General features: G+C 45.8%; 15 protein-coding genes. 5 read left to right on the top strand and 10 right to left on the bottom strand.

What is annotated here, in order from left to right; genetic code table 11:
* Nucleotides 1–61 precede the first annotated feature (61 nt).
* Nucleotides 62–520 carry a hypothetical protein gene (locus N7U64_RS10220; protein WP_026827102.1) on the top strand — a complete coding sequence of 153 codons (459 nt, stop codon included), beginning with the start codon at nt 62–64 and terminating at the stop codon, nt 518–520.
* A 91-nt stretch (nt 521–611) separates the two neighbouring features.
* On the opposite strand, the gene N7U64_RS10225 is transcribed toward N7U64_RS10220, so the two are convergent.
* From N7U64_RS10225 to N7U64_RS10235, 3 genes are all read right to left on the bottom strand, one after another.
* Nucleotides 612–2489: an alkaline phosphatase PhoX gene (locus N7U64_RS10225; protein ID WP_318929721.1), complete on the bottom strand. Its 1878-nt coding sequence runs from the start codon at nt 2487–2489 to the stop codon at nt 612–614.
* A gap of 113 nt (nt 2490–2602) precedes the next feature.
* Nucleotides 2603–3004: an NUDIX domain-containing protein gene (locus N7U64_RS10230; protein ID WP_318929722.1), complete on the bottom strand. Its 402-nt coding sequence runs from the start codon at nt 3002–3004 to the stop codon at nt 2603–2605.
* Nucleotides 3005–3091: 87 nt separating this feature from the next.
* Nucleotides 3092–4717: an ABC-F family ATP-binding cassette domain-containing protein gene (locus N7U64_RS10235; protein WP_290828041.1), complete on the bottom strand. Its 1626-nt coding sequence runs from the start codon at nt 4715–4717 to the stop codon at nt 3092–3094.
* A 301-nt stretch (nt 4718–5018) separates the two neighbouring features.
* Here N7U64_RS10235 and N7U64_RS10240 point away from each other — a divergent pair, with 301 nt between their 5' ends.
* Nucleotides 5019–5891: a prohibitin family protein gene (locus N7U64_RS10240; RefSeq protein WP_131973529.1), complete on the top strand. Its 873-nt coding sequence runs from the start codon at nt 5019–5021 to the stop codon at nt 5889–5891.
* Nucleotides 5892–5997: 106 nt separating this feature from the next.
* On the opposite strand, the gene pepT is transcribed toward N7U64_RS10240, so the two are convergent.
* Nucleotides 5998–7233 (bottom strand): peptidase T, encoded by a 1236-nt coding sequence (pepT, locus tag N7U64_RS10245; RefSeq protein ID WP_318929723.1) that lies wholly within the window; start codon nt 7231–7233, stop codon nt 5998–6000.
* 107 nt (nt 7234–7340) lie between these two features.
* On the opposite strand from pepT, the gene N7U64_RS10250 reads away from it, so the two are divergent.
* A complete protein-coding gene (locus N7U64_RS10250; protein ID WP_318929724.1) occupies nt 7341–8324 on the top strand; it encodes a zinc-binding dehydrogenase in 984 nt (327 codons plus the stop codon).
* 113 nt (nt 8325–8437) lie between these two features.
* Here the strand turns inward: N7U64_RS10250 and N7U64_RS10255 are convergent, their stop codons facing one another.
* Complete coding sequence (locus tag N7U64_RS10255) at nt 8438–9625, bottom strand: class I SAM-dependent rRNA methyltransferase (RefSeq protein WP_318929725.1); 1188 nt, start codon at nt 9623–9625, stop codon at nt 8438–8440.
* A gap of 340 nt (nt 9626–9965) precedes the next feature.
* Between N7U64_RS10255 and N7U64_RS10260 the strand changes: the two genes are divergently transcribed.
* On the top strand, nt 9966–10373 hold the full coding sequence (locus tag N7U64_RS10260) for a (deoxy)nucleoside triphosphate pyrophosphohydrolase (protein ID WP_012371815.1): 408 nt from the start codon (nt 9966–9968) through the stop codon (nt 10371–10373).
* Here N7U64_RS10260 and N7U64_RS10265 read toward each other — a convergent pair.
* The 5 genes from N7U64_RS10265 to N7U64_RS10285 form a co-directional block, all read right to left on the bottom strand.
* Nucleotides 10348–13506, bottom strand: coding sequence for a DUF3427 domain-containing protein (locus N7U64_RS10265; protein ID WP_318929726.1), 3159 nt, complete (start codon nt 13504–13506; stop codon nt 10348–10350). The two genes, N7U64_RS10260 and N7U64_RS10265, sit on opposite strands and share 26 nt — an antisense overlap.
* 144 nt (nt 13507–13650) lie before the next feature.
* Nucleotides 13651–14097, bottom strand: coding sequence for an OsmC family protein (locus tag N7U64_RS10270; RefSeq protein WP_290828048.1), 447 nt, complete (start codon nt 14095–14097; stop codon nt 13651–13653).
* 105 nt (nt 14098–14202) lie between these two features.
* Complete coding sequence (locus N7U64_RS10275) at nt 14203–15135, bottom strand: aldo/keto reductase (protein ID WP_318929727.1); 933 nt, start codon at nt 15133–15135, stop codon at nt 14203–14205.
* 13 nt (nt 15136–15148) lie between these two features.
* Nucleotides 15149–16039 carry an aldo/keto reductase gene (locus N7U64_RS10280; protein WP_318929728.1) on the bottom strand — a complete coding sequence of 297 codons (891 nt, stop codon included), beginning with the start codon at nt 16037–16039 and terminating at the stop codon, nt 15149–15151.
* A 94-nt stretch (nt 16040–16133) separates the two neighbouring features.
* Entirely contained in the window at nt 16134–16619 is a 486-nt protein-coding gene (locus tag N7U64_RS10285; protein ID WP_318929729.1) for a cupin domain-containing protein, read from the bottom strand.
* Between the two features lie 144 nt (nt 16620–16763).
* Here N7U64_RS10285 and N7U64_RS10290 point away from each other — a divergent pair, with 144 nt between their 5' ends.
* On the top strand, nt 16764–17045 hold the full coding sequence (locus N7U64_RS10290) for a putative quinol monooxygenase (protein ID WP_026827115.1): 282 nt from the start codon (nt 16764–16766) through the stop codon (nt 17043–17045).
* Nucleotides 17046–17126 lie beyond the last annotated feature (81 nt).

A 17126-nucleotide genomic window follows, 5' to 3' on the forward strand; every position in this document is an offset into this window, starting at 1 on the left:
GTGCAGCCAGAAGTTAGAACTGCACACATCAGGGTATTTTTCAGTAAAGGGAGGGGTTCGGATGGTAACGTGGCATGAAGAAAAAAGATTGGATGTCCCAATCGAAAAAGCCTGGCATATCTTTGATCATGACCGGTTGCAACGCCTGATTCCGGGTGTCGTCCAGCATGAAGTGATTGAACGGAAACCGGGTGTCGTCGGTTCGACGTACCGGCAAACGTATATGCAAGGAAATCGGCTGGAGACGTACATCGTGACGGATCTTGCCTATACGAATCAACCGGATTTTAAGCAAAATACGATTGGTTTTACGCTGGCCAAAATCTTTAAACTCGAAATGACGTTTACGTTAAAGCGGCTTGACGAAACAAGTTGTCAGCTGATTTATACCGGGAAAAACGAAGGCGCTAATTTCGTCGGACGAAGCCTGCTTTCGCTTGGCGGCGAACGGGAAACAGAAAAAATCGTGCAGGAATTGCTCCGACGTGTGGAGCAGGAAGCCGGTCAGTTGCGCACATAATTGAAAAACCGTCTTGAATCGCAAGACTAAAAAAGCAAGGAGCGGATGAAAAATATCCACTGCCTGCTTTTTGTTAAGTTCTTATTGTGAGTTACCGGTGAGAATACGATTTCTGACCTGTCGGGAGACCGGACAAGTAACCTACACCACCTGTTTTTTGAATGCCGATGCCTTCTTGCATCGCTTGTTCGAGTTTCTTCGGATCAACGGCTGTAATCTGCTTTCCGTTTAATCCTTCACCCGGATGCTGATAGTTACTGAGCAGATAGCTGTATCCGCCGACACGATCGAGTGACCGGAGTCCTGTCGCTTCAGCCCCAACCGGAACGGACAGAATCCGTGAGAGCTTCTTCGTTTTCAAGTTGTATGCCCAGACGAAGTTATTCGTGTGCAACGAGCTGTCTTCACCGATGAAGAGTGTGTTCGATGTTGCGGAATAGGCCAGGTTATCCGGATTTGAAACAAGATTCGGATTCGCTGTGTTGCCGTAGGCATCCGGCTTCGCTAAATCCTCACCGATGACGAGGGCTTGCATATTCGTCGGGACATAGCGGCTGTTGATGCCTTTAGCGCGACCGAGGTCGATTTCAAACGTCGCACCGGATTCGCGTTTTTCCAGCTGAATATCATCCTGAACGGCACCATCTTGTTTTTCCGTACTGCCGGAAACATAAGAGAGTGCGATATAGGCTTTTTTGTCTTGTGCGTTCACCGTGATGCCTTCCATCTTGTTGAACTCAGACGTTGCCCCGAGTAAAGCACCGTAACGACGGGATTCGAGGAAGGCCGCTTCTTTTTCCTTGCCTGGTTTCAGCTTCAGATACTCGACCTTTTTGCTGGCAGCTGTCTTGACTGCTTTAAATCCTGGTGTTGGAACATCGGCTGTCTCAAAAATGTCACTAAACTTTGTTCCTTTGTCGATGAGACGTTGCACTTCTTTATCGGATGCATGTCCGAGCTTGATCCATTCGAGATCGCCGGCACCGCCTTCGGTTGCTTTCGTTTGATTAAACTTGGCAGCGTAGAGCGTTCCTTGTGAGAAGTCTTTCTTTTTATCGGCGACGTACATGAACATCATCGTGTTGTTACCGTCATCGCCAAAGATGGCCGTTTTCTGATCCGGGAGAATCTGCATCATTTCGTGTGAGAAACGACCGGTACTGTAGTGCTTGACGACCGATGATTTTCCTTTGCGGTCAACCGAGATTTCCGGTGTGAAGCCGTAGAAATAAGGATTCGCTTTTTCTTTTGTTCCGAAGTAACGTTCTGCGAAGGCATTGACTTCTTTATAAGCAGAAGAGGTCGGATCCGACTCGAAAGCCCGGGCATCCGGTTCATATTCCTCCGAACCGAGATGTGTTCCCCATGGTGTCGTTGAACCGTTACATGGTGTCCAGAGACCGTTAACGTTCTTGAAATCGATTTTGCTTGCTTTTTTGACAGCCAGTTTCCCTGTCTTTTTATCCTGTACGACTTCTGTCAACGTCATCGAGGCCGGTAATCCCTTGACCTCGTTTCCAGCGTTGTTGATTGAATCATATTCAAAGTGTGAGACCATATATTTTTTCCCATGGACTTCAAGCAGACTGTTTGAATCCGGTGCGTCAGAGACGAAGGCTTCCGGCTTATCGGGAACGCTCCGGTCGATGATCGGATCACCGTTGACATCGATGGGTGTTCCGGCAGCAATCATGGCGCCTTTATTTTCGACGATTTTATCCTGTGATAAGAACAATTGATTGTAATCGAGCGGCTTGATTTCCGTTTTTCCGTTTTGGTACGTGACTTTCACTTTCGCTTCTGTGTAGGTTTTAACCATTTCATTAACTGTATTGGGTGCATCCATCGATAGAAACTCAACTTTCTTGATATCGCGTGCTGCACGGGATGTATGGGCATCAGCGAATGTTGGAATCAGGCTCGATGACAGGACAGCTGCGGATAGACCGACGATAAGTGTTCGTTTCATGATAAGTTCCTCCAAGTTGTTTGTTATCTTGCTACTTTCTCATTTAATCAGTTGATTATGAAGAGGATGTAAACATAACAGGACAGTTTCATTTCACTTGGTTAATCTTTCATTTACAAAAGGAGAGACGGTGTCTTATTCAAAGCAGTCAATACTTCGGAAACTTGTATATCCTCTTTCATCTCAGCAAGAGAACGCCAGTCCATCCCGGTCAGGATCTGCTGATGAAGCGGTCGTTCCGGATCGTGTCCGAGTAAAGGGGATGCGGCATCAACACGTTCGACGAGAAAGCATACCTCTGTTCCGAACGAATCGGTTTTCGTATACAACGGTCGGATGACGCGGACGTTCAAGTGAATCTCTTCCTCGACTTCCCGAACAACGGCCTGTTCGAATGTTTCACCGGTGTTGAGGCCGCCGCCCGGTAAGGTCCAAAAACTTTGCTTTTTAGTCTCAATCCGGACCATCAGAATCTGACCGTCTTCGATTAGAGCTGCACAGGCACGATGCCGCACATGACTTCCTCCTTTGTTTGGTCTGTATATCTTCAGTTTACAAAACAAGAGACCTGATCCGCTAGGACCGGTCTCTTGTTGATGGAATTAGTTTGTTGCGTACAACGCTGATAACTGTTGTTGAACAGACTCATTGTTGAGGTATTCATCGTATGTCGTTTCTTTATCGACGATACCGTTTGGTGTCAATTCGATGATGCGGTTTGCAATCGTTTCGACGAACTGATGGTCATGCGAGCTGAAGAGCATCGCACCTTTGTAAGCAATCAATCCATCGTTAAGCGCTGTGATCGATTCGAGATCCAAGTGGTTCGTCGGATCGTCGAGGACAAGAACGTTTGAGCCGCTGAGCATCGCTTTGGATAACATACAACGGACTTTTTCTCCCCCGGATAAAACAGACGCTTTTTTCATGACTTCTTCACCGGAGAAGAGCATCCGGCCGAGGAAACCACGGAGGAACGTATCGCTCTCATCGGCCGGCGAATACTGGCGCAACCAATCGAGAATCGTTTTATCCGAGCCTTCGAAGAAAGCAGAGTTATCTTTTGGTAGGTACGACTGTGATGTCGTGACGCCCCATTTGAATGTTCCGCTGTCCGCTTCCATCTCACCCATCAGGATTTTGAAGAGTGTCGTGATCGCGATGTCATTTTGGCTGATGAAGACGGCTTTATCCGTTTTGTTTAACGAGAAACGGACATTATCAAGAACTTTGACACCATCGATTGTTTTCGAAATGCCGTCGACGATCAACAGATCGTTTCCGATTTCACGTTCCGGCGTGAAGCCGACGAACGGATAACGGCGTGAAGACGGACGGATGTCATCAAGTGTGATTTTATCAAGCAACTTTTTCCGTGATGTTGCTTGTTTCGCTTTGGAAGCGTTCGAGCTGAAACGGGCGATGAAGGCTTGAAGTTCTTTGATTTTTTCTTCTTTTTTCTTGTTTTGGTCGCCTGCCATACGTGAAGCAAGCTGACTTGATTCGTACCAGAAATCATAGTTTCCGATATACAGTTGGATTTTCCCGTAATCGAGATCGGCCATATGCGTACAAACATTGTTGAGGAAGTGACGGTCGTGGGAAATGACGATGACCGTATTTTCAAACCCAATCAAGAATTCTTCAAGCCATTTAACGGCTTTCAAGTCAAGACCGTTGGTAGGCTCATCGAGTAACAGAATGTCTGGTTTACCGAACAATGCTTGAGCAAGCAAGACTTTAACTTTCTCTCCGCCTGTCAGTTCAGCCATTGTTTTCGTATGCAGATTCTCTTTAATGCCGAGACCTTGTAAGAGCATCGCCGCTTCCGACTCTGCTTCCCATCCGTTCATTTCTGCGAACTCACCTTCGAGCTCGGCAGCACGCATGCCGTCTTCGTCCGAGAAGTTTTCTTTCATATAGATAGCATCTTTTTCTTTCATGACTTCATAAAGACGCTTATGACCCATCATGACGGTTTCGATGACTTGGAACTCTTCATATTCATAGTGGTTCTGGCGAAGGACACCAAGGCGTTCGCCCGGCGTGATGATGACGTCTCCTTGCTGGGCTTCGATATCACCGGCAAGAATTTTAAGGAATGTTGATTTACCGGCACCGTTTGCACCGATGAGACCGTAGCAGTTGCCCGGTGTGAACTTGATGTTGACGTCTTCGAATAATTTACGGTCCGCAAAGCGGAGACCGACGTTTTGTACTGTAATCATATAGAGATGAACCCTCGTTTCTAGTGTGTGATGTGCTGTTACGAGTGTACCACAAAATGATACGTCTCGTTTCAAGGACAAAGTTCTTTACATCTTAGACCGGATTGCAAAATTTAGCAACCGTGGTTTTAAACAAAATGAAACATTTTCCAACAGGAAGCGTAAGAGTAGGTAGAACATTCATGAAGGAGGAGGACGGCATGGCAACACTTTTTACGTTATTATTTTTTGCACTGATCGTCTTGCTGGCCATTGAACTGTATAAGTATATCCAAGATAAAATTGATAAAGGAGACTCAAAATGAGAGAAATCAAACCGAAAAAACGTATCAGGCCGTCAATGATCATCGCAGGTGTAATCGTCGTCGCACTTCTTGCGATGACACCATTCATCGTCGAACAAATCGAACCCGGACAGGTCGGGGTCGTCTATAAACCGTCAAGCGGTGTCCAGGACGAGACCCTGTCGCAAGGCTGGCACATCGTGTCGCCGATCACACGTGTCACCGAATATCCGATCCGGACACAGACGAAATCGCTCGATAATATGACACTGGCGACAAAGGACGGAAAGAATATCGTCGTCGACTTTACGTACAGTTTTTCGGTCTCACCCGATCAGGTGACGGAAGTCTTTAATAAGTTTGGTCCGATTGAGATTGATGAAATTGCAGCGGGTTACTTAAAACAACGTCTCTATGACGCATCACGCGAACAAATTTCGAAAGTCACGGTCCTTGAATTATTCGGGGAGCAATCGGGAACGGTTTCGACGAACATTCAGACACAGTTTGCCGAAGACGTCAAAAAGATTGGTTTCATCATCGAAGACGTGGCACTTGGAGCACCGAAACCGGATGCTAAAACGCAGGAAGCGATTGATGCGCGTGTCAAAGCGTCACAAGAGCTCGACAAAAAGAAGACGGATCTTGCGATTGCGAAAGCAGAAGCAGAACGCCTGCGCGTAGAAGCAAAGGGAGCAGCGGATGCGCGTTTAATCGAAGCGCAGGGGCTGGCGAAAGCCCAAAAAGAATTACAGAAAACATTAACCGAAGAGATGATTCAGTACGAAGCCGTCAAGAAGTGGGACGGAAAATCACCGTTGGTCAGCGGATCAGGCAGTATGGTCCAATTACCGATTCCGGATCAACAAACAACAACAGAAGAAAAATAAGTGAACTGTAATTTTTTAATAAAGTTTATCTATCGTCTGAACAAAAAAATATGGAGCACAACAAAAGCAGATTCTCATGTCGAGAATCTGCTTTTGTTATACCGTCTTATTTTGCTGACTGAGCAAATCGCTCGGCAATCGCTACTACGACTTCTGTCGCTTTGACCATGTTGTCGACGGAGATGAATTCAAACTTCCCGTGGTAGTTTTCGCCACCTGTGAAGATGTTCGGTGTCGGGAGTCCCATGTACGACAGTTGCGAACCGTCCGTACCGCCGCGAATCGGCTTAATGATCGGTGTAATACTGAGTGATTCCATCGCCGCATGTGCGATATCAACGATTTCCATATGCGGCTCGATTTTCTCGCGCATGTTGTAATATTGATCGTTCAGTTTGATTTCGACGCTGCCTGCCCCGTATTTCTTGTTCCATTCTTCGACTAAAGCCGTCAAAAAGTGTTTCCGGGCTTCGAATTTAGTCCGGTCGAAATCACGGATAATGTAATGGACAGTCGTTTTTTCGACCGAACCTTCAAACGAAATTAAATGGAAGAATCCTTCGAAACCGTCTGTGAATTCAGGTGCTTCATCGCCCGGTAACCGGTTTTGGAAAGCCATCGCGTGTTTTTGCGAATTGACCATCTTATCCTTTGCCGTACCCGGGTGGACGTTCGTACCATGGAAAACGATTTCGGCGGCAGCTGCGTTGAAACTTTCATATTCAAGTTCACCGAGCGGACCGCCGTCGACCGTATATGCAAATTTTGCATCAAAAGCAGCGACGTCAAAATGATGCGGACCACGTCCGATTTCTTCATCAGGTGTGAAGGCGACACGAATCCGGCCATGTTTGATTTCCGGGTGCGTGAGAAGATGATGCATCGCAGTCATGATCTCGGCGATTCCGGCCTTATTGTCTGCGCCGAGCAATGTCGTGCCATCTGTCGTCATCAACGTATGCCCGACATAGTTTTTAAGTGCAGGGAAATCCTTTGGGGACAGGATGACAGGAATCGTTGGGTTAAGCACCAGGTCTTCCCCGTCATATCCTTCGACGATTTGCGGATTGACGTTTGTTCCTGTGAAATCAGTCGCCGTATCCAGGTGGGCTAAAAATCCGATTGTCGGAATGTCCGCATTCGTATTGGCAGGAAGAGTCGCCATGACATATCCGTTTGCATCGACGGTCACATCACTCATGCCGATTTCCTTCAGTTCTTCAACAAGCAGACGGGCGAGCGTCCATTGTCCGTCGGTTGTCGGGACGGTCGTACTGGCATAGTCAGACTGTGTATCGATTTTCGCATATGTAGTCAAGCGACGAATCAAATCATGTTTCAAAGAAAAAACGTCCTTTCTGAGTTAAGGTAGCTTCATCATAGCATGAAGTGTGAATGTTAGAGTATTCTGAAACAAGATAAGCTGATTTGAAAAAAGGGGGATTTTTTATGAAAGCATATGTCGTCGAACAGTACGGAAAAGACGCTACGTTAACAGAAAAAGACGTCACACTCGAACAATTAGGAAAATATGATTTGAAAATTAACGTGGAAGGAACGAGCTTGAATCCACTGGATACCAAAATGTTTTTTGGTCATGTGGCGGCAGCTCCTGTAACTGGAATTCTCCAGGGAGATGTTACGGGGACGATCATTGAAATCGGAGAGAGTGTGACGTCTTTTTCTATCGGCGATCACGTCATCGCATTTGGCGGCGGACTCGGTAACCGGTCCGGAGCACTGGCAGATCAAATGTTGGTTCCGGAACAGATGGCTGTACTCAGACCGGAGAATCTGGACATTGCTACAGCAGGTTGTCTGCCGGTCATCAGTTTGACCGCGATGGAAGTACTGAAAGAACGGGCAGCCGTTCATCCGGGGATGCGCTTGTATGTAGCAGGTGGGACGGGGGGAGTCGGTCACCTTGTCGGACAATTGGCTAAACATTATGGATGTGACGTGACAGCGAGTGCTTCAAGTGATGAGAAGGCAACGTGGTTAGAAGAACACGGCATTCGCCCGCACCGGTATCGGGATGAGTCAGCCGAACAATTATTAGCGCGTCTTGGTCATGATGGATTCGATGTCATCGTTGATACCGTCGGCGGAGGTCATTTGCAGGAGTCGTTCATCCTTGCGAAGGAACGCGGGAAAATTATTTCAATCGCCACCCGGACGACACAGGATTTGACACCGATGCACAGTAAAGCACTGACGCTCGAAGCTGTTTTCGTTGCTCTTCCATTACTGAAAGGGAAAAAGGAAGAAATGATACGTCAACAGCAGCATCTGGCGGAAGTCGCACAACTCGTCGCGGATGGAGTCATCGATCTTGTCATCGAAGAGCAGGTGCCGCGTCAGCTTGATGCATTGAACGCTGCCTATCAAACCTTTGATCAGCGGTCACATTTCGGAAAGATAAGTGTCCTTTAAAGGGAAGCTCATTTTCCTAAGAATAATGATTCGATATTCATTTTACTTTTCCTTTTAATCCCAAAAAAAATCTGCTGATGAAAAAATCATCAGCAGAATCATGAATCATATGCTTATTTACGACGGACCAACATAGATTTTGAAGCTGTTTCTTTTAAAGAAGCATGTTCCGGGAAGTCTTCTAAAGGAGTACTTTCCCAAATGATTTCGTATGTTTGACGTAATTTTTTAAATGCTTGATCGACCATCTTCATGAAGCGGTCTTGGTCAAATAAAGGACAGTCTGTCGTGATCAGCAATAAACCGCCACGATGGGTCATGTGGATCGTTTGTTGAATCAAAGCGGGTAAGTCGACCTCAGCCCGGAAATGACGAGCCTGTGTTTTGACAAGAATCGGCGGATGAACGATGACGAAATCAAAGCGTGTTTTTTTGTCGGCTTGATTGATATAGTCAAAAGCATCTTGCACAAGAATGGTCTGTGTTGCGGGATCGAGTTGATGCAATTCCAATTGTTCGATGGTCTTGTTACGGCTCCGTGTTGAAAAATCAACGCTTGTCGTCTCGGTTGCACCACCGAGCAGGGCAGCCGCTGTTAACGTACCGGTGTCAGAAAACAGATTCAGGACACGCCGGTCTGCAGCATGTTCTTTGACGACGGAACGGAGTTCACGCTGCTGAATATCAAGACCGGTGCGCATGCCGGCATCGAGATGATACAGCAGAGGGATTCCGTTTTCCTGCAAGACTTCCGGGAAATCACCGCGTTCACCGGCTAAGAAATCGTCACCTTTGACCGGTTGTCCATCAATCTGGAAAGCCCGTTTTTCATAAATGCTCTTAAAATGGATAAGTGATTCGAGCGCCGATATGATATCGGCTTTAAACGAGTAGATACCTTCGTTTTCAAACGTAATCAGATAATGGTGATCAAAACAATCGATCGTCAGACCGCCGATTCCGTCTCCTGAACCGTTGAACACACGGAACGTATCAATTAAATCATTCTCAAAAAAATCATTTCGACGATCGAGGGCAGCCTCGATTTTTTCTTTGAAGAAGGTTTCGTCGATGTCTTGCAGTTCATCAGTCGTCAGTAACCAACCGATCCCTTTTTCCTGCTTGCCAAAATAACCGGTTGCAAGGTATTCTTTATCTTCTGTTGTCAACCGGAGCAAGGCACCGGCTTCTTTAAGATGGTTGGTTTTTTGGAACAGTTCTTTATACAGAAGCGGTTGTCCGTCTTTAATTTGTTCAAGGGCTGTCGTTTTAACGACAACCGGATAAATTTCACGTGGCACACGATTTCCTCATTTCTAGTTGTGGATAAGTAGTAAAAGTATAGCATATGGAAAGTTATCCACATGTGGATAATTTGAATAAAAAATGATTGAGGCAAATAGCTGTTGGTGTGGATAACTTTTGTAAAAAAAGAGTCACCTCTTTTCCATGCGCTTTCCTCAGGCGAGACATAAGCCAGAATGCTCAATTCCATGGAATCGAGCATCGGGTCTTATTTGTCTCTGACAGCGCAGATTCCTGCGCTTTTTCCTGTAGGAGTCGCATGAAAGAAGTGATCCTTTTTCATGAGTCGTAGTTTAGGATAAACATAAATGATTGACTAAAGAGAGGATGAACAGCATGTCAAAAAAGACAATTTCCGTTGTAGGTGCAGTAGTGAATAATTCAAAAAACGAAATTCTGTGTGCTCTTCGCAGTCCTGTCATGTCATTACCGAACTTATGGGAGTTTCCGGGCGGGAAAATCGAACCGGGTGAACGTCCGGAAGAGTCTCTCCGCCGCGAAATTCTGGAAGAGTTAAATTGTACGATTCAAGTAGGTAATCACATCGAAACGACGCGGTATGAATACGACAAAGTAATTGTTGAGTTATCGACTTTTCAATCGACGGTTGTATCAGGTGAACCTCAAGCACTGGAACATGCCGAATTACGATGGGTACCCGTCAAACAGTTGGATTCTTTAGACTGGGCTCCGGCAGACATTCCGGCTGTTAAAAAAATCATGAAAGCTTTTTCCACGAAATAAATTCTTCGCTTGTTAAAGGTTCTTTTAAAATCCACTCCACATTAATCGGTTTTGATCCGTGACTGCTTTTGTGAATCAGTTCACCGAAGTATGTAAAGGGCAGGGAGCGACCTTGTTCCTTGTCAGCTTTTCGAATAAAGAGATGAATTTTGATTCCGCGTGCTTCATGTTGGTGGTAAAGTTCACCAGATTTCCCGGTTGCTGTAGCGATACTTTGCGATTGCCAGTGGAAATGGTCTTTATCGATAAAGTAGTCTTGGTAATTTAATTGATCTTCAATCGATTCATTTTTGTGTAAGTTGACGAATAATACATAATCATTCCCGGCTTGAGCGACTCCTTCGCGCCAGGATCCTTCCTGGCTTGGAGATTGTAATAACCGTTGGATGACAGCCCGGCTGTACGTCATTCTCGAAATAAACGATTGAGAACCGGTCAACCAGTTTTCTCCTCCAGAAAGTTGCTCAAAGGAGTGAAGCCCAGCGTGAATCAGCTCCTGCAAATAGTCGACTAGTGTTGGCGACGAAGCTAAAATACGTGTCACTTCTTCCGAGAATGTATATTCACCGGCAACAGATTCAACAAGCAATACAATCCGATCATGTGTTAAAGACGTAGACCAGCGATTAAATAGATGCTGAATCAAAGATAAACGATGTGCCAAGACCTCTGGTGAAACGGCAAAGCGAGTGGCAGTCGCTTGAATGACATCATCAGCTGAAATCGTTTGTTGATTGAGAAGTAATTGAATCATCAATAAGCTGAACGGTTCGCGAATCGGGAACCAACTTTCGATATGTTGGAGCACACGTCGTGTATCCGGATTAAGCAACAGAGCCAGTTCTTCATCAGTCGCCACTTTCTCCAGCTGTTTTAACCGCAGGACACTTTTCCACTGTTGAATAATCGTTTCGATTGCGGGGGCGTCCGGATGCGTCACCAAATCGTTTAAGGATGGAGTGTCGCCAATCATAGTTATCAGACGCTGGTAGCTTTCACGTAACTGTTTACTGGCCGAAAACTCGATTTTTTTCATTTGTTCAATGATAAAGGACTCTGTCACACGATCCAAAATTGCCAAGGAACCTTCAGGCAAAATCGGGAAATGGTTTTGAACCGCGTTTGCGACATGATAACGGTCAATCGAATGGAAAGATTGTTGGCCGGATAACACAAGCGGTGCCACAAAAGCGCGTTGACTGTTGCCGATAAAGTCTAAAATGGTGACGTACTCTTTTGATTCATGTTTCCGTAGACCGCGACCGAGTTGCTGGATAAAAATCGTCGGCGATTCCGTAGGACGTAAAAACAGCATGACGTTGATTTTAGGGATATCGACACCTTCATTGAAAAGATCAACGGTAAAGATAAACGATAGCGGATCCCGGTCATCTTCCAGCCGTTGAATGGCGTATTCCCGTTCTGCTTCCGTTTGTTTACTTGTGATAGCCAATGACTCGATCTGGTGCTTGTTAAACTCAGCAGCCATGTATTCGGCATGATCAATATTGACACAAAAGCCGAGACCGACTTGATTTGCGCCGCTGTGACCAAACTTAGTCATCATCTCAAGAATATACTCTGTTCGAGATGAACGTTCGAGTGCTTCCACTAAATCTTTTTCAATGTATAAACCGTTTTTTTGTGGAATGGCTTCATAATCAATCGCTTCATCATCTTGAATACCAAAGTAATGGAACGGTGTTAATAAGTCTTGGGCCAGAGCATCATATAATCGAATTTCATACGCGATATTGTGGTCCACTAACTTAAAGATGTTGAGACCGTCCATTCGTTCCGGCGTTGCTGTAATGCCGAGTAAAAACTGTGGCGTAAAGTAGTTGAGAATTTTTTGATACGATTCTGAAGCGGCATGATGGAACTCATCAATGATAATGTAATCAAATGTGTTTGGATCGAACTGCTCCAGATGAATTTCTTTTGAAAACGTTTGGATTGTCGCAAAGATAAATTGTTTATCAAGATCTTTTTGATTTGCTTGATAACGACCAAAAGTAGCATCGCCATCTGTGAAAATCTTTTTGAATGTTTCTTCAGCTTGAGATAACAGTTTTCCACGATGGGCAACGAATAGAACACGTTTGGCATCAAACTGTTTCACATCAAAGGCAGCCAAATAAGTTTTTCCTGTTCCCGTTGCTGCAATGACCATGGCTTTTGTTTGTTGTTTTAACCGTAAACGGTGTAATTGTTCCAAAGCCGGAAGCTGCATCTCATTTGGCTGAATTACTTCGTATTCAACAGGAGGCTCTGCAACGCGGTCATTGACGATAAACTGTTTGATTTTCGGAGCGTCTAAATGGTGTTGTTCATATTGATCTAAAATTACCGAGGTGCAGGGAATGGCTTCGTTACTGTTCCAGAGATTATTAAACAGAGTTTGCGCTTGAGAAACTAAAGACGTGAGAGGAGAATGGGGAATTCGAACATTCCACTCCAGTCCGTTGGTTAAAGCAGACTTTGATAAATTGGATGAACCGATAATTGCACTATGTAAATTAGTTTCCCGCGTAAATAAATAAGCTTTTGGATGGAAAGCCTGATTTTTTTTGATCGGTTCGTAAATTTTAATCTCGATATTTTTAAACTGCATCAGGGTACGTAATGCCTTGGCTTCTGTAATGTTCATATAAAATGAAGTTAAAATACGAATCGGTTTATTGATTCGTTCCGCTTCTTGAAATGAAGGGACGAGTGCTTGGATTCCGGAATGGCGTGTAAAGCTGACCATCCAGTCGGCGGATTGGGCTGTTGATAATTCATCGATCAAGTGATGCAACAGTTTTTCCTGATTTTCCTGTCCCGGTGCAATTAAATCCCATGCTCTTAATGATTTTTCATAATATACAGATGTCGTAGTAGAAGATGTTAATTCACGATGCAAGGGCGCAACCAAAAGCGGCTCATCTAATGCAGAGAGCCAACGGTTTGTGGTTTCAATCATTTCCCCGGTCAGTTGATTGCGTTGAAGTTCAACAATCGATTTATAGAAGAGCTCATTTAAGTGTGTCAGTAATTCGGCGGTATAATCTGCCGGCTGAATCGGAGAGCTTTTTTCAAAAGGATGAGATTCAGTGTTTTGACTGCGTAATTTTTCTTGAAACGATGACATCTGATGACCTCCAGTAAATTCCAAACTAAGTTCAGTATACGAAGGAACTGAAAATTGTGCAGCAAGAATCTAATCAAAAATAAAAGACCTCATTTCAATAAAGAAATGAAGTCGTACTGTATCAGCATACATCGAAAAGAATCCTCAGGCTTCCAACTCCACGACCGCCTCTAACGAAACCTTCACATTACCCGCGAGTGCCCGCGTAATCATACACGATCCTTCTGCTTTTTCAGCCAGACGGCGTGCTTTTGTCAGGTTCGCTTCGGTGGTCTCTGCCGGCAGAATCAGTGTCGGGCGGTGAACGATCGCATCATACGTAAAGACACCGTTCGTGACGTCGACGATTCCTTCCGATTCCATCGTCAGGGACACTTTCGGAATGTCATTCCGTTCCAGCATCGCAGCAAGTGTGATGATGTAACAGGTTGCTGCCGCGCCAAGTAACATTTCGTCCGGATTGGTACCGACACCGGGACCGTCCATTGCGTCCGGAATCGAAATCTTCGTTTTTAATTCGCCGGTCTCGATTTGTCCGACGTCATTGCGGTTGCCGGGCCAGTCCGCTGTCAGGTGAAAATGATGTTTCATAGTAATCGCCTCCTGTTTCTTTATCATACGAGCCTTCCCGAAGATTTTCGCTTAATCTGCTCAAAGCAACACCACGCCATGTCCTTCTGGCGTGGTGTTTTGGTCTCAGCTGAAGATTTGATCGATTTGACGAATTTCGTCTTCCGTTAGTTCGACATCGAGTGTCCGGATTGTATCCGTGACCTGTTCGGCCCGTTTCGCCCCCGGAATGATGGCATCGATGCCGTCCTGTGCCAAATACCAGGCGAGGACGATATGCGCGACTTCGGCATCTTTTGCCTCTGCAATCGGGCGCAACAAGTCGACTTTTGCCAGATTATCTTTAAAGACATCTTCCTGGAACAGTGGATCATTTTTCCGAAGATCATCAAATTTCGTTTCGGCATCGTATTTTCCGGCAAGCAGACCGGCAGCAAGCGGGAAGTACGGGACGAATGAAATACCGTGTTCGCGGATGTACGGTAAAATCTCTTTTTCGGCATCACGCTTAAAGAGATTATACTCGCCTTGATAGACGTCGACATGACCGTCCTTATTGGCTTCTTTTAATTGCTCGAGCGAGAAGTTTGAGACACCGATTGCCCGAATTTTCCCTTCGGCTTTCAGCTCAGCAAGTGCCGCAACAGCCTCATCTTTTGGTGTCGTCTCATCCGGGAAGTGAATGTAATACAAATCGATGTAATCTGTCCGCAGACGTTTCAGACTGTCTTCGACCGCTTGTTTCAAAAATTCGGGTGAGTTGTTCATGACAACTTTTCCGTCAACCAGTTGGTGGGCTCCTTTTGTCGCGAGAATGACTTCTTCACGTTCCACGGTTTCGCTCCACACTTCGCCGACCAATTCTTCCGAACGTTCCGGACCATAAATATAAGCCGTGTCGAGGAAGTTAATGCCGTTCATCAAAGCGACACGGACGAGATCACGACCGGCTTGCTCATCGAGGTTCGGGTAAAGGTTGTGTCCACCGACGGCATTCGTTCCAAGACCGATGGGGTTGACTGTTAAATTGGATTTTCCAAGTTTGACTGATTTGTTCATGACTGTTTCCTCCTTAGACGATATCGAGTGGTTCTTTTTTGGTTGGTGCCGGGAAAGCTTCATCCAGTGCCGCATACTCTTCATCGGTCAACTCGACGAGCACCGCTTTTCCGTTTTCTTCAACATGCTGGGTCTGTCCGGCTTTCGGGATCGCGATGACATCACCGCTGCGAATCGCCCAGGCGAGTAAAATCTGTGCCGGTTTGACGCCGTGTTCTTCTGCAAGAAGTTCGACGGTCGGATGATCCAGCAGTTGTTCCCGTAAATCGCCGCCTTCCGCGAGCGGGCAGTACGCCATGACAGGAATGCCGTGTTGTTTTAACAGCGGCATCAATTCGTATTCGATGCCGCGTGAACCGAGGTGATACAGTACCTGGTTGACGGCACACTGATCGCCGTTACGAAGTGACAACAGTTCCTTCATATCAGAGACGTCGAAGTTTGAGACTCCCCAGCGGCGGATTTTCCCTTCTGCCTTTAACTGCTCCAACCCGTCGACCGTTTCCTGAAGCGGAATGCTGCCGCGCCAGTGCAAGAGGTAGAGATCAAGGTAATCCGTTCCGAGATTTTTGAGCGACTGTTCGCATGCAGCCCGTAATTTTTCGCCGCCGGCATTATGCGGGTAGACTTTCGAGACGAGAAACACATCGTCACGTCGTTCTTTCAGTACCTCGCGAATCAGTTGTTCGGAAGCTCCTTCCCCGTACATTTCCGCTGTATCGATCAATTCCATCCCACTGTCGAGTCCGACATGCAACGCTTCGATTTCAGCTTGGCGTTTACTTTGATCTTCTCCCATCCGCCATGTTCCTTGACCAAGTGCCCGGACATGTGTCTGATCCGGAAGCGTGACGGTCTTTTGTTTCAGTGCCGCCAGTATGACGGTCCGTTCTGTCTCATTCATCTCAATTCCTCCTTTAAAAAGCACAATAGTAGGGTTTACCACTGATGTAACAGAAAAAAACGTCTGCTTTCCGATTAAAGGAAAGCAGACGCCATTACCAGTGCTCGAGTAACGGTCCATGTTGGCCATAAACAGGATCTGTCTCGGGATGTTCAACCTGGGCAATCCGCTTCAGGTTATCCGGTCGTTCACACGGATCACCGGTTAAGGTATCGTAGTCCTGTCCCTTAGGATAGGCACCAACGACTTGAAACTTCCGGCTTGTGTGTAAAGCCCTGTGGCCCGTACCGGCAGGAAGGATAACGACATCGCCGGCCGTCAACGTAAAGGTTTTTCCGAGCGGTCCGCCTAATTGAATGCTCGCATGTCCTTCGAGAATACCGATGACTTCGTGGGCGACACTGTGATAATGGTGAAAATCAAAAATCCCGTCCACCCAGCTGTTCTGCCAGTTGTGGGTATGAAACGTCTCTTCAATAGAAGAAGGATCGTCAAAAACATGTCGATAAATAAGTACAGGTAAATTAGGATTGTTGGGGATTTCGCCGTCATCCTCAAAATAAAAAGTCTCGACGTTCATAAAATGAACTCCTCTCTGATGTAAAAATGATACATTTTTTTACCCGAAATATAACTTCCTTAATCGTCCAAGCATCTTAATGGAGAATGGGAAAGGAAGGTGCTACGATACTTGAGTTAATGAAATTTTAGAGGAGGCTTTCCAATGATCGCCATTGAAGCAAAATTAGAAGTACAACCAGCAAAACGTCAAGAGTTTTTAGAAGCTACTAAAACGTTGATCGAAGGATCACGCTTGGAAGCGGGCAACATCAGCTATGACCTGTTCCAAAGCACGGAAGATGAAAATGTCTTCATGATGATTGAGAAATGGGAAGATCAGGCAGCCATCGAAACGCACAATACAAGTGCACATTTCGGGCAGTTCGTGGCATTTGCACAAACAGCGCTTGCGAAACCGCTTGACGTTCAATCATTTAACGCGTAAATCACATCCGAAAAACCTGACTGCGGTCGGGTTTTTTTGTTTTTCTTATCGATTTAATATATTACAAAAAAATTAAATGAC

The sequence above is a fragment of the Exiguobacterium sp. K1 genome, from assembly GCF_033721435.1.
Taxonomy (GTDB): domain Bacteria; phylum Bacillota; class Bacilli; order Exiguobacteriales; family Exiguobacteriaceae; genus Exiguobacterium_A; species Exiguobacterium_A artemiae.

Bases quoted from the DNA above. Each gene is read 5' to 3' on its own strand.
- N7U64_RS10220 (WP_026827102.1), top strand. From the start codon at position 62: ATGGTAACGTGGCATGAAGAAAAAAGATTGGATGTCCCAATCGAAAAA.
- N7U64_RS10225 (WP_318929721.1), bottom strand. From the start codon at position 2,489: ATGAAACGAACACTTATCGTCGGTCTATCCGCAGCTGTCCTGTCATCG.
- N7U64_RS10235 (WP_290828041.1), bottom strand. From the start codon at position 4,717: ATGATTACAGTACAAAACGTCGGTCTCCGCTTTGCGGACCGTAAATTA.
- N7U64_RS10240 (WP_131973529.1), top strand. From the start codon at position 5,019: ATGAGAGAAATCAAACCGAAAAAACGTATCAGGCCGTCAATGATCATC.
- N7U64_RS10250 (WP_318929724.1), top strand. From the start codon at position 7,341: ATGAAAGCATATGTCGTCGAACAGTACGGAAAAGACGCTACGTTAACA.
- N7U64_RS10260 (WP_012371815.1), top strand. From the start codon at position 9,966: ATGTCAAAAAAGACAATTTCCGTTGTAGGTGCAGTAGTGAATAATTCA.
- N7U64_RS10265 (WP_318929726.1), bottom strand. From the start codon at position 13,506: ATGTCATCGTTTCAAGAAAAATTACGCAGTCAAAACACTGAATCTCAT.
- N7U64_RS10270 (WP_290828048.1), bottom strand. From the start codon at position 14,097: ATGAAACATCATTTTCACCTGACAGCGGACTGGCCCGGCAACCGCAAT.
- N7U64_RS10275 (WP_318929727.1), bottom strand. From the start codon at position 15,135: ATGAACAAATCAGTCAAACTTGGAAAATCCAATTTAACAGTCAACCCC.
- N7U64_RS10280 (WP_318929728.1), bottom strand. From the start codon at position 16,039: ATGAATGAGACAGAACGGACCGTCATACTGGCGGCACTGAAACAAAAG.
- N7U64_RS10285 (WP_318929729.1), bottom strand. From the start codon at position 16,619: ATGAACGTCGAGACTTTTTATTTTGAGGATGACGGCGAAATCCCCAAC.
- N7U64_RS10290 (WP_026827115.1), top strand. From the start codon at position 16,764: ATGATCGCCATTGAAGCAAAATTAGAAGTACAACCAGCAAAACGTCAA.